At 72.1% G+C, this 14,271-nt stretch carries 9 protein-coding genes and 3 pseudogenes; 3 read left to right on the forward strand and 9 right to left on the reverse strand.

What is annotated here, in order from left to right; all coding sequences use genetic code 11:
- Positions 1-240 precede the first annotated feature (240 nt).
- Positions 241-3,087 (forward strand): BTAD domain-containing putative transcriptional regulator, encoded by a 2,847-nt coding sequence (locus ACWGJO_RS37800; protein WP_452190179.1) that lies wholly within the window; start codon positions 241-243, stop codon positions 3,085-3,087.
- 53 nt (positions 3,088-3,140) lie between these two features.
- Here ACWGJO_RS37800 and ACWGJO_RS37805 read toward each other — a convergent pair whose 3' ends face one another.
- From ACWGJO_RS37805 to ACWGJO_RS37825, 5 genes and pseudogenes are all read right to left on the reverse strand, one after another.
- Positions 3,141-4,580 (reverse strand): FG-GAP-like repeat-containing protein, encoded by a 1,440-nt coding sequence (locus tag ACWGJO_RS37805; RefSeq protein ID WP_452190180.1) that lies wholly within the window; start codon positions 4,578-4,580, stop codon positions 3,141-3,143.
- 96 nt (positions 4,581-4,676) lie between these two features.
- The gene (locus ACWGJO_RS37810) at positions 4,677-5,981 is read right to left on the reverse strand and encodes an FG-GAP-like repeat-containing protein (RefSeq protein ID WP_452190181.1); all 1,305 of its coding nucleotides are present in this window, start codon (positions 5,979-5,981) and stop codon (positions 4,677-4,679) included.
- Positions 5,982-7,201: 1,220 nt separating this feature from the next.
- On the reverse strand, positions 7,202-8,353 hold the full coding sequence (locus ACWGJO_RS37815) for a methyltransferase domain-containing protein (RefSeq protein ID WP_452190182.1): 1,152 nt from the start codon (positions 8,351-8,353) through the stop codon (positions 7,202-7,204).
- Positions 8,350-8,481, reverse strand: coding sequence for a hypothetical protein (locus ACWGJO_RS37820; RefSeq protein WP_452190183.1), 132 nt, complete (start codon positions 8,479-8,481; stop codon positions 8,350-8,352). The genes ACWGJO_RS37815 and ACWGJO_RS37820 overlap by 4 nt, the downstream gene beginning before the upstream one ends.
- An 85-nt stretch (positions 8,482-8,566) precedes the next feature.
- Positions 8,567-8,988: pseudogene (locus ACWGJO_RS37825) on the reverse strand (Tn3 family transposase); the annotation flags it as partial.
- Between the two features lie 43 nt (positions 8,989-9,031).
- Between ACWGJO_RS37825 and ACWGJO_RS37830 the strand changes: the two are divergent.
- Both ACWGJO_RS37830 and ACWGJO_RS37835 read left to right on the forward strand, forming a co-directional pair.
- Positions 9,032-9,874, forward strand: coding sequence for a hypothetical protein (locus ACWGJO_RS37830; RefSeq protein WP_452190184.1), 843 nt, complete (start codon positions 9,032-9,034; stop codon positions 9,872-9,874).
- Positions 9,861-10,544, forward strand: coding sequence for a group II intron maturase-specific domain-containing protein (locus tag ACWGJO_RS37835; protein WP_452190185.1), 684 nt, complete (start codon positions 9,861-9,863; stop codon positions 10,542-10,544). Before ACWGJO_RS37830 ends, ACWGJO_RS37835 begins: the two co-directional genes overlap by 14 nt.
- Before the next feature lie 243 nt (positions 10,545-10,787).
- Here the strand turns inward: ACWGJO_RS37835 and ACWGJO_RS37840 are convergent, their stop codons facing one another.
- The 4 genes and pseudogenes from ACWGJO_RS37840 to ACWGJO_RS37855 form a co-directional block, all read right to left on the reverse strand.
- Positions 10,788-11,996: a cytochrome P450 gene (locus ACWGJO_RS37840; protein WP_452190186.1), complete on the reverse strand. Its 1,209-nt coding sequence runs from the start codon at positions 11,994-11,996 to the stop codon at positions 10,788-10,790.
- A gap of 91 nt (positions 11,997-12,087) precedes the next feature.
- Entirely contained in the window at positions 12,088-12,306 is a 219-nt protein-coding gene (locus ACWGJO_RS37845) for a ferredoxin (RefSeq protein ID WP_452190187.1), read from the reverse strand.
- 218 nt (positions 12,307-12,524) lie between these two features.
- Positions 12,525-12,815, reverse strand: a pseudogene (locus ACWGJO_RS37850) (ATP dependent DNA ligase); the annotation flags it as partial.
- Between the two features lie 781 nt (positions 12,816-13,596).
- Positions 13,597-14,271 (reverse strand): annotated as a pseudogene (locus ACWGJO_RS37855) (hypothetical protein); the annotation flags it as partial.

Below are 14,271 nucleotides of genomic sequence, written 5' to 3' on the forward strand. Positions count from 1 at the left end.
CGGCACGTGTGGATCAACGACCCGGCCAGGCGCAGGGAACCCGAACCACAAGCCTCATCACCGCACAACCGTCTCATTTGACTTGACAACTTCCGGGGTCGCCCAACGGCACTGAGCGGCGCTGAGCTGCACCGGATCGGGTAAACCCCCTTGAACGCCCTGGGCCCCCGTCCCCTACGGTGTCCGTGATCACCGCGCTCGAACAGTCGGCGCCGTGCGTTGGACCGGGGGATTTTGACCATGCACTTCAGCCTGCTCGGCCCGCTGCTCGTCCGCGTCGGCGACCAGGAGCGGGCCGTCGGCGGCGCCAAGGTCCGCACCCTGCTCGCCGTGCTCCTGCTGGAGCCCGACCGGCCCGTCCCGCAGGACCGGCTCAGGGCCGCCCTCTGGGGCGACCACCCGCCGGCGTCGGCGAGCGCCTCGCTGCACAACATGCTGGCCCGCCTGCGCACCCAGCTGGGCGACGAGCACGGCGAGCGCCTGCGTTCCACCCCGCTCGGCTACCTCCTGAAGGTCGCCGAGGGCGAGCTGGACTCCCGGGTATTCGGCCTGGGCGTCCGGCGGGCCCGCGAGGCGCTGCTGCGCGAGGACTGGGAGGCCGTACGGCGGGAGTCGGCGGCGGCCCTGGCCCTGTGGCGCGGGGAACCGCTGGCCGAGTTCCCGGACCTCCCCCAGGCTCAGGCCCCGCGCCGGCAGTGGCAGGAGGCCCGCCTGCAGGCCCTGGAGTGGCGCATCGAGGCGGAGTTGCGCCTCGGCCAGATCCAGGGCCTCGTACCGGAGTTGACCACCCTGGCGGGAGAGCACCCGCTGCACGAGGCCTTCCACGCCCAGCTGATGATCGCCCTGCACCGCCTCGGGCAGCGCTCCGAGGCCCTCGCCGTCCACCAGCGGCTGCGCCGCGCCCTGGTCGAGGAGCTCGGTATCGAGCCCGGGCCCGCCGTCCGGAGGGCCCACGAGCAGGTCCTGCGGGACGAACGCGACACACCCGGGGAACCCGCCCGGCCCGTCCGCCCGCAGGCCCAACTGCCGGCGGCCATCCACGACTTCACCGGCCGCCGGGCCCATCTGCAGGCCCTGACCGACCTCCTCACGGCCGAGCCCGCCGAACCCGTCGAACCGGGCGAGCCCGGCGAGCCCGGCGGCGGCCTCCCCCGGATCGCCGTCGTCGCCGGCATGGGCGGCATCGGCAAGACCGCCCTCGCCGTCCAGGCCGCCCACGCCGTCAGGCACCACTACCCCGACGGCCAGCTGTACGCCGACCTGCGCGGCTTCGGCTCCGCCCCCGCCCGCGACCCGCACGAGCTGCTCGCCGCCCTCCTCGCCGCCCTGGACGAGCGGCCCGCGGGCCACCGCGTCCCGGCAAGGCCCCTGCCCGAGGACACCGACGACCGGGCCGCGCTGCTGCGCACCGCCCTCGCCGAGCGCCGCGTCCTGCTGGTGCTCGACAACGCCCGCGACGCTGCCCAGGTGGAGCCCCTGCTGCCGGGCGACTGCCGCAGCGCGGTGATCGTCACCTCTCGGAACGCCCTCCCCGACCTCCCGGCGGGCGCCCGGATCTCCCTCGCCCCGCTCGACGTCGAGGAGCAGCGCGCCCTCCTGTCCCGGCTCTGCGGACCCGAGCGCATCCGGCGGGACCCGGACGGCGCGATGCGCCTGCTGGCCGCCTGCGCGGGCCTGCCGCTGGCCCTGCGGATCACCGGCGCCCGGCTCTCCTCCCGCCCGGCCTGGACCCTGGGCACCCTGGCCGAGCGGCTGGACGACAGCCGGGGGAGGCTGCGCGCCCTGTCGGTGGGGCGGCTGGCCGTCGACGCCACGTTCGCGACCAGCTACCTCGCGATCCGCGACAGCGAGGACCCGCTGGAGCGCGAGGCCGCACGGGCCTTCCGGCTGCTGGGCCCGTGGGCGGGCCACACCCTGGGGGTCGAGGCCTCGGCCGCCCTGCTGGACCGCCCCCGGGAGCAGACCGCCGACCTGCTCGAACTGCTCGCCGACGTCCACCTGGTACAGACGCCGGAGCCGTGGCGCTACCGCTTCCACGACCTGCTCGGGGAGTTCGCCGCCGAGCGCGCCCTCCAGGAGGAGCCCGCCGAGGCGCGCGAGGCGGCCGCGCTGCGGCTGGGCGTCTGGTACGCGATCGCCCTGGAGGCCGCCGGGACGGCCATCGACCCCACTCGGACGCCGCGACTGGCCGAGTCCCCCGCCGCGCCGGTGCCCGTGTTCACCGACCCGCAGGACGCCCTGGACTGGTGCCGGCGGGAACTGCCCGTCATCAAGGAGGTGATCCGCCGGGCCGCGGGTTCCTCCCGCCCCGACCTCACCTGGCGGCTCGCGATCTGGCTCATGGGGTACGCGGACACGTTCTGGTGGACGGGCGAGTGGGACGCCTGCCTGCACCTCGCCCTGCAGTCCGCCCGGGAGCACGGCGACCTGCTCGGCCAGGCGTGGACGCTGCGCAGGCTCGGCAGGTCCCACGGGATGGCCTTTCGCAACGACGAGGCGGTCGAGGCCCTCGAAGCCGCCCTCGCCCTCTTCGAGGAGCTGGACGACGACCTCTGCAGGGCCAGCCTGCTCGCGTACCTCTCCATGGCAGTCGGCCAGCAGGGCCGGTACGGTCAGGCCCTGGCGTACGCACAGGCCGCCTGGAAACTCCACCAGGAGACCGGGGAGGAGGCGGGCCGGCTCGGCGTGCACTCGGCCCTGGGTGGGGCGTTCCTGCTGAGCGAGGACTTCGAGGCCGCCCACACCCACTTCCGCGCGGCCCTCGAAGTATGCCGGGACCGCGGCAACCTGACGCACGTCGCCGTCATGCTGGCCAACCTCGGCGACTCCCTGCGGGGCCTCGGCCGGCAGGAGGACGCCTTCGCCGCCCTCGACGAGTCCTTGGCGCTGCGACACCGTCTGGGGGCCATGAGCGGCATCGCCGACTGCCTGATCATCACCGGACGGGCCCACGCCCATTTCGGCCGGCTCCCGCAGGCCCGTACCTGCTTCGAGCAGGCGGCCGGGATCAGCCGGGACCACGACATCCCGGCCCTGCTCCAGCAGAGCCTCGACGGACTCGAACTGCTCCGCGACGTCCGGCACTGAACGCGAGTGCGCCGCCCGGGGGTCGAGGCCCCCGGGCGGCGCCGGCCGTGCGGTCAGCCGGTGGGCACGCCGGTGGCCACCTGGCCGAGGTCGTTCCAGCCCCCGTGGCCGTCGCCGCCGTTCCAGGTGCAGACGTGGGCGGCGTTGGACGGCGTGTCGGTGAGGACGTAGTCCGCGTTGCCGCCGCCGTTGAAGTCGGCGAACTGGACCCGGTCCTGGTCCGTCGTCAGGCCGGAGGCGACCTGGCCGAGGGCCACCCAGCCGCCGCCGGTGTCGCCACCGCGGTTCAGCCAGACCCGTACGGCGCCGCCGGAATCGACGACGGCGTAGTCGGCCTTTCCGTCGCCGTCGAAGTCCGCGAGGCGGACGCGGCCGGGGTCGGTGGTGAGCCCGGCGGCCACCCGGCCGAGGGGCTGCCAACCCCCTTGCCCGTCACCGCCCTTGTTCAGCCAGACGTGCACCGAGCCGTCCGGGTCGATCACCTCGTAGTCCGCCCTGCCGTCGCCGTCGAAGTCGGCGAAGCGCACCCGGCCGACGTCCGTGGTGGTCCCCGTGGCGACCTGGCCGGCGGGCTGCCAGCCGCCGCGCCCGTCGCCGCCCCGGTTCAGCCAGACGTCGACCGCACCGTTGGCGCCGACGGCGATGTAGTCGGCCCTGCCGTCGCCGTCGAAGTCCGCGTACCGGACGTGGCCCAGCCCGCCCGAGTCGTTGGCGGCATTGGACACCACGGATGCCTTGGCTGCGCCGGCGGAGTACGCCTGGTCCAGTCCCGTGTAGAACGCCTGCGCCATCCGCTGGAAGCCCCTGTCGTTGGGGTGGAGGCGGTCGGCCATCTCGGAGGGCGTCAGGGCCGGCGGGTCCACGTAGCGGAAGCTGTTCCCCGCCTGGGCCTCGACCGCCTGCAGCTGCCGGGCCCGGTCGTTGAAGGTGGACGGCGGGACCTGGAGGCCCTGGGTCGTCGGGATCACGCCCTCCATGACCACCGCGACGCCGGGCCGGTCCGCGTAGATCCGGTCGAGGAGGGCCTTGAGGCGCTCGGGCGCATGGGCCGGGTCGGTGCTGCGGTCGAGGTCGTTGACCCCGATGTGCAGCAGGACGACGTCCGGGTGGGCCTCGGCGAGCCACTGGTCGATCCCGGCGCGGATGTCGTCGATCATGAAGCCGGAGTGGCCCTCGTGGGCGAGGCCGGGCAGCTGCCCGCCGGCCTGGGAGCCGACGTAGCGCGCGGTGTAGCGGGACTGGCCGGCGACCAGGCTCCACAGCGGGGCGCGGTAGGACGATGCGGTCGGGCTGCCGGCGCCCGCGGTGATCGAGTCTCCCAGCGGCATGACGCGCAGCGAGGGCACCGCGGCCGTGACGGTGGCGGCCGTCGTCGCGGCGTGCATGGCCGGGGCGGCCGTCGTCGCGGCGTGTGCGGCGGGCGCGGACGGGGCGGCGGCCACGCCGGCCATGCCCAGTGCGGTGCTCAGGCCGAGCAGCAGGATGCGTTTCAAGGTTCCCCCCAGGGCGTACGTGTGGTGATGGCCGATGTGCGAGCGGGGGCTTCGGCTGACGGACCGAAGCCCCCCGGGTCACGGCGGTGACGCGGCTCAGGCGCCGGCGGCGACCTGACCGAGGCTGGTCCAGCCGCCGTGGCCGTCGCCACCGTCGTTGCGGTAGGCGCTGACCGAGCTGTTCGGGTTGGTGACCATGTAGTCGACCTTGTGGTCACCGGTGAAGTCGGCGAGGACGACCGCGTTCTGGTCCGTGGTGGTCCCGGTGGCGATCTGACCATAGTCGGCCCAACCGCCGTGGCCGTCGCCGCCACGGTTCAGGTAGGTGATGATCGAACCGTTGGCGCCGATGGCACTGTAGTCCGCCCGGCCGTCGCCGTCGATGTCGGCCAGGCGCACCCGGCTGGGGTCGGTGGTCAGGCCCGAGGCGATCTGGCCGTAGTTGGCCCAGCCGCCGCCGGTGTCGCCGCCGCGGTTGAGGTAGGTGCTGATCGAGCCGTTGGCGCCGATGACGTTGTAGTCCGCCCGGCCGTCGCCGTCGATGTCGGCGAGGCGCACCCGGTTCGGGTCGGTGGTCAGGCCGCTGGCGACCTGACCGAGGGGCTGCCAGCCGCCGTGGCCGTCGCCCCCGCGGTTCAGGTAGACCTGCACCGAGCCGTCGGCGTTGATGCAGATGTAGTCGGCCAGCCCGTCACCGTCGAAGTCGGCGAAGCGCACCCGGGTGGCGTCCGTGGTGAGACCGCTGGCGACCTGGCCGAGGGAGTCCCAGCCGCCGCCGGTGTCGCCGCCACGGTTCCGCCAGACGTTGACCGCGCCGTTGGAGCCGACGGTGATGTAGTCGGCCTTGCCGTCGCCGTCGAAGTCCGCCCACTTCACCCGGCCCGTGCCCGCGTCCGTGCCGGCGTGGTGGTCCGGGACCCGCTTGATCATGCGCCACTGGGCGTTGCTGCCCTGAAAGCCCGGCATGCACGCCGGGGTCTGCCCGTTGAGGATCTTCAGGTAACAGCCATTGGGGCTGTTGATGGTCGTCCAGTCGCCCTCGGTGGAGCCGAATTGCCAGTCGAGGTTGTAGTCGCCGGTGTTGCAGCCCACGGACAGGGCGTTGCCGTAGGAGTCCGCCGCCAGGCAGGAGCCGCGGGTGTTGAGGTCGACGAGGTGGTTGTGGTCGTTGACGCCGAACCACTGGTCTTCGCTGCTTCCGCAGGGGTGGAGCTCCATCTGGTACGGGTTCACGTCGGACGACGCCTCGATGCACAGGCCCGTCGCCTGGTTCTGGATCTCGAACGCGTAGTAGGGATGCGCGGACGCCTGCCCCACGGAGACCGTCAGGCCGGTCAGCGTCATGGCGACCACGGTCAGGGCCGCCCTGATGCGGCGGAGTCGGAGGGTTGCGGTTTTCATGTGTCCTGCCTCTGGTGTCGGGAGTGCGCCCGGCCCCGGGCTTTCGCTGCGGGGGCCGGTCACGCGGGGACGGCCACAAAGCTGGCAGGGCAGGCCAACAGCGGCCCAACAACGCAACAACCGCCGTCCGTTACGGGCGGGGTGGTGACAGTGGACGGCATGGGGATGCTTGTCCTCGTCACGCTGCCGGGACCGGTCCTGCTGCTCACCGCGCTCACGGTGGTCGACCAGGTGCTGCTGCACGCCCGCCGGCCGTGGGTGGGCAGCAGCATCGCGCGGTGGCCTGCGTTCTCGGCGCCGCTCACAAGAGCGCCCAGGGCTCTTGGGTGGTCGACGGCCACGACCGGGGCTCGACTCTTACGCCGAGTTGTGCGGCATCAGCCGGATCCGGCCGTCCTCGAGCTTGAGCCGCTCGACGGTGGCCGCACCGTCGAGCTATGCGGCCACGACGGCGCCGCTCTCCGCGACCGGCGCCGCTTCCCCAGGGCCCCAGCGTGCTGATGGCCGGCTGTGATCGCCACGGCGAGGACTGCCGGAAGCCTTGTCAGCGGCCCGCGGTTGACTGCCGTCTTGGACAACACCACCGACCACCTGCACCGCGTCGACGCCCTGCTGACCCGCCCGGCCCCGGCCATCGCCCGCCTGCCTGCCGACGGCAACCTCACCACCGCCCGCCACCGCCTCGTCGAGGCGCTGCGCCCGGGCCGGGGGTCGGCGCGCATCCTTGCGACCGGCGGTTTCGTCGACCCCACCCTCGACGACGACAGCGGGCTGCCGCCGGCCGCCCCGTTCGCCGGGCGCCTCGCCGAGCGGTGCGGGTGGGACGGTGGGCGAACGCTGCATCGGCTGCGTGATCGTCCGGGACAACGACGACGGCGCATCGCACCTGGTCGCGGTGACGGCCCACCGGGCCGACCCGGCGACGGCCTTCCTGCTCGCCGGGGACACGGAGGAAGGGGCCGACGTGCCGGGTGACCGCTGGGTGCGGCGGCTCGCCGCCGCGACGGGCCGGCCGCAGTCGCGGCAGTGGCCCGTCGACCGGTCGTCGGCCGAAGCCCGGCTCGGCACCCCGCCCGGCCGCGACGACCCGTTCCCGCGTTTCCTGTGCCTCGTCGAGCAGGCCCCCCGCCTTGCCGAACCCGCCGCCGACCCCGGTATCGCCGACCTCTACCGCCCCCACCGGCTCCACCCCCGCCGATGCTGCACGCGGCCTGCGCGGTTCAGCCCTGCCCCCGTGGGGACGGCAGCGGGTTGGCCGGCTCGTGCAGCCACGCCCGGTGCTCGCCCCCGTCCACGGTCAGCCCGAAGCTCTCGAACCCCGGACGGCCTTCCCCCACCCACCACTGGAAGGACCCCTCGACCTCCGACCACATCCGACGGGGGCCCGACTGGCGGACCTCGAACCGGCTCGCCCCGTCCACGAAGTCCACCGTCGCCCAGGAGGTGACGCCCGTGTCGAACAGCCACAGGGTCGTCATACCGCCGCCGTCGCTGCGCCGGTAGTACACGTCGGGTACGGCCAGGCCCACGACGAAGGATGCCAGCCAGTCGTCGACGACTTCGAGCGGGTTCAGGGTCGTGTACTCCTGCGCGGCGTTCCCGGGCCAGTCGCCGGGCAGGTAGTCGTCGACGGGCGGGGCCTGGTAGCGCTGCTGCCGCATGCGCATGAACGCCGAGGAGCCGGTGAACGGGCCCATGGCCGTGCCGTCGGCAACGGTCAGCCGGGCAACGGCTCCGCCCCCGAAGAGCGGCGCGAAGGGCAGCACCAGCACGCCCTGCCGGCGGATCTGCCCGATCACGGCCGGGGGGATTTCCCGTACCGAGCAGGTGAGGATTCCCCGGTCGTACGGGGCCCCGGGCAGGTATCCGTGGGCCGCGTCGCCCACCACCGCGGTCGGAGCGGCGTCGAGGGCCCGGAAGTTGGCGGCGGCCTGGGCGGCGACCGCCGAGTCCAGCTCCACGGTCACCACGTTGTGCGCGCCCTGACGCCGGGCCAGCAGCCCGGCGTTCCAGCCGGGGCCGGTTCCGCCTTCCCAGACCCTGTGGCCTTCGTGGACGTCCAGGTCGCGCAGCATGGAGGCGACCATCGTCGGCATGGACACCGACGAGGTCGGCTCCCGCTGTCCGTTGTCCGTTCCGTCGTCCCACTGCGTCACGATCGCCACGTCGGAGTACGCGAGCTCCAGCCACCGCCCGGGGCTCTGCGCGCGGTCGCAGCGTTCGTAGCCGTCGCCGCTGCTCGCCCAGAAGACGTCCGGGAGGAACCCATGGCGGCCGACATCGAGGAACGCCTGCCGCCAACCGGGGGTCAGGGCACCCGAGGCCTCCAGCCGGTCGACCAGCCGGACCTGGACGTCGGCGGCCGCCGTCACTTGTGCTTCGGATCGGGAGTCGGGCCCTGTCCGTCCGGGTTCGGCTTCGGGCCGATCTGCGGACCCCCGGGCTTGGCGCGGGCCCCGCCCTTGCCGTCGTTCGGGCCGCCCTTGTTCTCGTCACCCACGGTGATTCCTCTCTGCTGCAACACTCACTCCGAGGATTTTCGGCGCAGAGGGTAGTCAATCAGACACCTGGCGTGAAGGGATTCCGTTCGCGGCCCGATAGGTCTCCATTCGCAGGTAGGTCTGGTCGACGTGGCAGAGCCACCCGTACCGCAGGCGTCCGCTCCGCCGATCACCGGGGTGAAGCCAACGTTGCAGCCGTGGGCGACCAGCAGCGCCGCGATCGTCACCGGCAGGTCCTTGAACCGGGCCTCGCCGCCGGTCACCGAAGTGAACGCCTGGTCCGCGCCGGTCCAGGAGAACACCTCCAACAGCACCTCCGGCAGGTCCACCCGCGGCAGCATCGCGTTCACCGCCGCCCGCAGCGACACTGGTTCGGTCTCCGGCTCCAGCGCCGCGACGTGCAGCCGCCCCTCGCCGTCGGCGGTGATCTGCGCGTTCACCGGGAGCCGGGCGGCAACCTCCCGGTAGGCGCCGTCCAACAGCGCGGCCCGGGCCGCAAGGGTACTCGGCCCAGTCGCGTCGGGCGTAGGCAACCCAGCGGAGCGCGGTGTGGCGGTGCGTCCCGGTCACGTCGGCGAGGATCGGGCTGGGGAGATCAGCAGCGAGGGCGGCCAGCGCTCCGTTGCGCGCGGTGCGAGCCAGGATGCCGTGCCGGTTGAGTTTCTGGGTCATGCCGCACGTCGAGAACGGCTTGCCCGGGACCATACCTGGGAAGAGCCATCGACGGCCCGGGTGGGCTCGCGAGAGCTGCGGTCGCAGCTTGGGCTGTCCGGCAAGTTGCCGAAGGAGTTCGGCGAGTCGTGGAGGCAGCAGGACGGGGTGGCGGCCCAGGACCAGGTGGGCGTGCTTGTCGTCGAACTTGAGGTACTCAGGTGTCAGATGGCAAAGACGTTCCGTGGACGGGCCGAACAGCAGGGTGATCGCGCCACCGGCGCGGACGTCCATCGGCAGGGCAGCATCGGTCAGGCAGCGTTGGAGGTGCCGCCAGCGATCGTCGTCATCGAGCAGGTCCTGGGGCTCCTGGCTCGGGACGGATGGGACGGTCAGTTCGCGGGTGAGTCGGCGGCTTGTGGTCCACTTCAGGAAGTAGCGGATCAGGTAGCGCCGCTGACTGATGGCTCCGGCGATCCATTCGCCGATGTGCTCTTGGGCGAGGTCGGCGAGGGCCAGGCCGCGTTGGTCCATCCGGGCCAGGAAGTCCAGGGCGACGCTGCCGCGGCGCCGCAGGTCGCGGTCGGCCGAGGCGGGATGGCGGCGGACGGCGGCGCGCTGGCGTGCTCGCCGGAGCAGGAACCAGTGCAGGTACGGGCGGGCGAGGTTGGCGTGGGCCACAGGCTTGTCCGTGAGTTCGTGATCCAGCCAGCCGGGAATATGTTCGATGCGGCTTCGTGACGAGATTCAGGCCCTACTCGGCCTGAACGTCACGGCCGTCCTGCGCAGACTGTCTCCGATCGTCAGAGGCTGGTCCGCGTCTTACCGGACGGTGGTGTCCAGCAGGACCTTCTCCGAGCTGGACAGCTACGTGTGGACGCTCACCTACAAGTGGGCCAAGCGCAGCCACCCGAAGAAGTCGAGGTACTGGATTGTTCAGAAGTATTTCGGCAGGCTCAACCGGTCCAGGAACAACAAATGGGTCTTCGGTGATCGCGCCTCCGGCGCCCACCTTCCCAAGTTCTCCTGGACCAGCATCAGAAGGCACCAGTTGGTCAAGGGAAAGTCGTCTCCGGATGACCCTGCCCTGCATGACTACTGGAGTCAGCGCCGAATGACGCGAACTCCACCGCCAATGGACAAGATCAGTCTGGTCCTGGCGGCGCGTCAGAAGGGTTCTTGCCCGCTCTGCGGTCAGGCCCTCATCGCTGGGGCGGAATACGAACCGGACAGCCCGCGCGAGTGGATTGAGTGGTTCGACGCCATGAAGAAGAGGCTGCACAAGCACCACTTCACCTACCGGCGAAACGGCGAATCTGATGAGAGCAAGAACCTTCGCCTCGTCCACTCCGAGTGCCATCGCCAGCACCACGCGAGCGATGGCAGACGGGATCAACAGCAGAACCTGTGAAGCCATTGGGCTTGCTTGAGCCGCGGTGCTTGGAAACAGGCATGCCCGGTTCTGAGGGGGCCGGGCCACGGCAACGTGGCCCGGCTACCCGACCACGCCCGAGCGGTCGCAACCCGCTACGACAAGCGCGGATACGTCCACCTCGGCACCGTCACCGCGGCCGCTCTCGTCATCAGGCTCCGCACATGACCGCCCGGACAGCTCCGCCGGGTACTCCGGTGAGAGTTCTCCTTTGGGCCCCGCTCACCAGGTCACGGGCAGTGACCGCATCCCGTAGATGAACGAATCGGTACGGAACTCGCGCTCGCCGGCCGGCCGCAGCCCCGGCAGCCGGCGGAACAGCGTCTCCAGGGCGATCTGGAGTTCGGCGCGGGCCAGCGGCTGGCCCAGGCACTGGTGCACGCCGAAGCCGAACGCCAGGTGCCGCCGGGCGTCCCGGTCCAGGTCCAGCTCGTCCGTCGCCCGATGGCCGGCGCCGCCGAACACCGCCTCGTCCCGGTTGGCGGTGGAGAGCATCGCCATCACGCCCTCCCCGGCCCGGACGGTGACGCCGCCCAGCTCCACGTCCTCCAGCGCCACCCGGGGCAGGCCGGTGTGCACGATGGTCAGCAGCCGCAACAGCTCCTCCACCGCGCCCGGCAGGGTGGCCGGGTCGGCCAGGCCGGGGATCTGCTCGGGGTGCTCCAGCAGCAGCGCGGTCGACAGCGCGATCATGTTCGCGGTCGTCTCGTGCCCGGCGATCAGCAGCAGCACGCCCATGCCGGCCACGTCGTCCGGGGTCAGGTCGTCCCGCGCCGCGAGTCGGCTGAGGGCGTCGTCCTCCGGCTGTGCGCGCTTGCGGGCCGTCAGGTCGCGCAGGTACTCCCGGACCTCCTCCTGGGCCTCCCGGAGCTGCTCCACGGTGCTCTCCCGGCTGAGCATCGTGCGGCTCAGGCTCTGGAAGCGGTCGTGGTCCTCGTACGGCACACCGAGCAGCAGGCAGATCACCAGCGAGGGCACCGGCAGCGCGAAGTCGGTGACCAGGTCGGCCGTGGTCCGGCCCGCGGTCATCCGGTCCAGTGCCTCGTCCACGATCCGCTGGATCTCCGGGCGCAGCGCCTCCACCCGCTTGACCAGGAATTCCCCGGTGATGATGCGGCGCTGGCGGGCGTGCTCGGGGTCGTCGAGCCGCAGGAAGTCCGGGTTGTCGGTGATCAGCTCGCGAGCGCCGGCGACCAGCAGGGGGAAGGACGGGTGGCGTATGTCGGCACTGAACCGGCGGTCGGACAGCACGGTGCGGACCTCGGCGAGGCCGGTGACCAGCCAGCAGAGGTCGCCGTCGGGCAGCTCGGCCCTGGTCACCGGCCCGGTGGCGGCGGCCTCGGTGTACGCGGGCGGCGGGCCGAACGGGCAGCCGCCGGAGTGCGGGGCCGGCAGCAGCGGGACGGCGGGGGTGGTGGGTGTGGTGGTCACGGCGGGGGTCTCCTCATGTCGCGGGGGCCTCGTGGGGCTGTCGGGGGTGCAGGGAGTCCCCGGCGGCCTGTGGGGCCGGCGGCGGGGCCGGTCAGGCCCCGGTCCGCGCGGGCTCGTCCCCGGTGACGGTGATCGCCCGGCCCGGGCAGAGCTCGGCGGCGAGCCTGACGTCGTCGAACTGCTCGGGCAGCAGCACGATCTGACGGAGCATCACAAGACTGTCCCGGTCGTCCTGGTCGAAGACCGCGGGGGCGTTCGTCACGCACATGCCGGAGCTGCAGCAGCGGTCCCGGTCGACACTCACCTGCATGTCGGGCACCTTTCGTCAGGGCGGCGCCGGCTGCCCGGCGGCCGCCTCTCGTTGTCACGGTCAAACTAGCCGTCGCCGGTCCGTTTACGGACGGGTACGGTGGCCGGACCGAGAACGGCCGATTCGGCCCCTGTGTGTGAACCCCCATGGCGGCACAATGCGTTTCAACCCGCGGTACTTCGCCGGACGGGTCGGCGGACCCGGCCGCGCGAACGGCCTCACAAGCCTTCGGCGGTGACCAACTCCCGTACGGAGGGCACCGTGTCGGCCTCGGCGGCGCTCTTGTCCGGCCGGTAGCGCACCACCAGGGCGAACCGCAGGGCCGGCCCGGCGGGGCAGCGGGGGCTGCGCCGGAGGCCGTCGAAGCCGACCTCGACGACCAGTTCCGGCCGGACCAGCACCGTCCGGGCGTCCCGCCCGGTCTCCCGAGCGAGCAACTCGGCGGTCTCCCGGGCGAGCCTCCGGTCGGTCAGCCCCTTGAAGGTTTTGCCGAGCATCACCCACGGGCCGAGCCCCGGCTCTCCGGCCGCCCGGGCGGCCGGCGAGGCCATCGGGCGATCCCGAGGCGGTCGCACCACCGAGATCCACCTGAGCGCGGAGGGCCGCTGCCGGGCGTTGCCCCTGGTCGTCACGCCGGGACAATGCGCCGACTGCACCCGGTTCGAGTCCGTCATGGACAAGATCCGGGTTCCGCGTCTCACGACCGGCCGTCCTCGCACCACGCCTGACAGCGTCAGTGCCGACAAACCATCAGGCAGCGACAAGCTCACAGCCATACCCGGAACCCCTGGGCTTCCCTGATCCTACGAATGATCAGATCCGACCCGCTTGAAAGGTAGGACAAGTTGAGTACCTGTGTTCAAAGGGTCTGAGGGCGGCAGCGCCGGCCGAAAATCGAACCCGTCCGGGTGCCAAGGGGGCTGTCGCTCACCCGGGTGTTTTCTCCGAAGCCTGGCCGCAGTTGGCCATAGGCGGGTGCAGACTTGCTGGTAGTCGGCCTGGCTGGAGGTTGCCTGGAGGTTGCTCCGCGAAACCGGACTGATTCCCACTCCACCCTGAAACGTCACCCCGAACCGGAAGTCCCAGATGCGCCGAGCGGCGTGATCAGCCTCACCGAACGCCGCCGTCACGGGAGTTGAGGAACTCCCGTGACGGATCGCGCTGGACGGGGAGCCGGTCATCCGGGACGCGGAAGCGGTCGCGAAACACCTGGCGGCCGGGTGCCATCAGCGCCCGGGCGCGGCCCGTGCCGATTCTGGTGGCAGTGGTTACTGCACTTCGCTGCCGCACTCAGCCGCGACCGATCGCCAACCAGGTTTCGTGCTCGTCGTGGTGACAGTGCCTCTCGTGTTTGATGGTGGTGGGGTCGGTGGCGGTGTGGATGGCAGTGTCGCCGCCTCCTGTGACAGTGGCTCTGTTGGTGACCTCGCGGGCTGTGTCGCGGTCGCAGGAGACCCTGACCTTGAGGGTGATGGGCGGGTAGCTGCTGCCTGCTGTCAGGACGTCGCTGCGCGTGCACGCGAGGGTGGCCAGGGTGCAGTTCCATCCGGCGCCAGCGATGCGGCCAGCGGTGAGTCCTGGCGGGAGGGTGTCGGTCACGGTGACCGTGCTGCCATCGGTGGCGCCAGGCCCGGTGTTGCCGACCTCGATGGTGCAGGTCCCCCGCTTGCCCTGGACGAATTTCCCGGTGTGGGTTTTGGCGATGGTCAAGGAAGGGGTGACCACCGTGTAGGAGATGATCACCTGACCGTTCTTGTTCGCCGTCCCGATGCTCGAGTCCGCATAGGCCGTCCCGGTGCCCGTCGGAGTGGCGAAGCTGCTGCCTCCGCCACCGCCGCCACCACCCGCGCGGCCGAAACCGCTGCTGCCGGGGGCGGAGGCGCCGCCCCCGCCACCGCCGAAGTAGCCTCCGCCTCCGCCTCCCCCGGCCCCGGCGGCTACGCAGTTGCCGCCGGTGTTGTGGCC

It is taken from the genome of Kitasatospora sp. NPDC054795 (genome assembly GCF_053611565.1).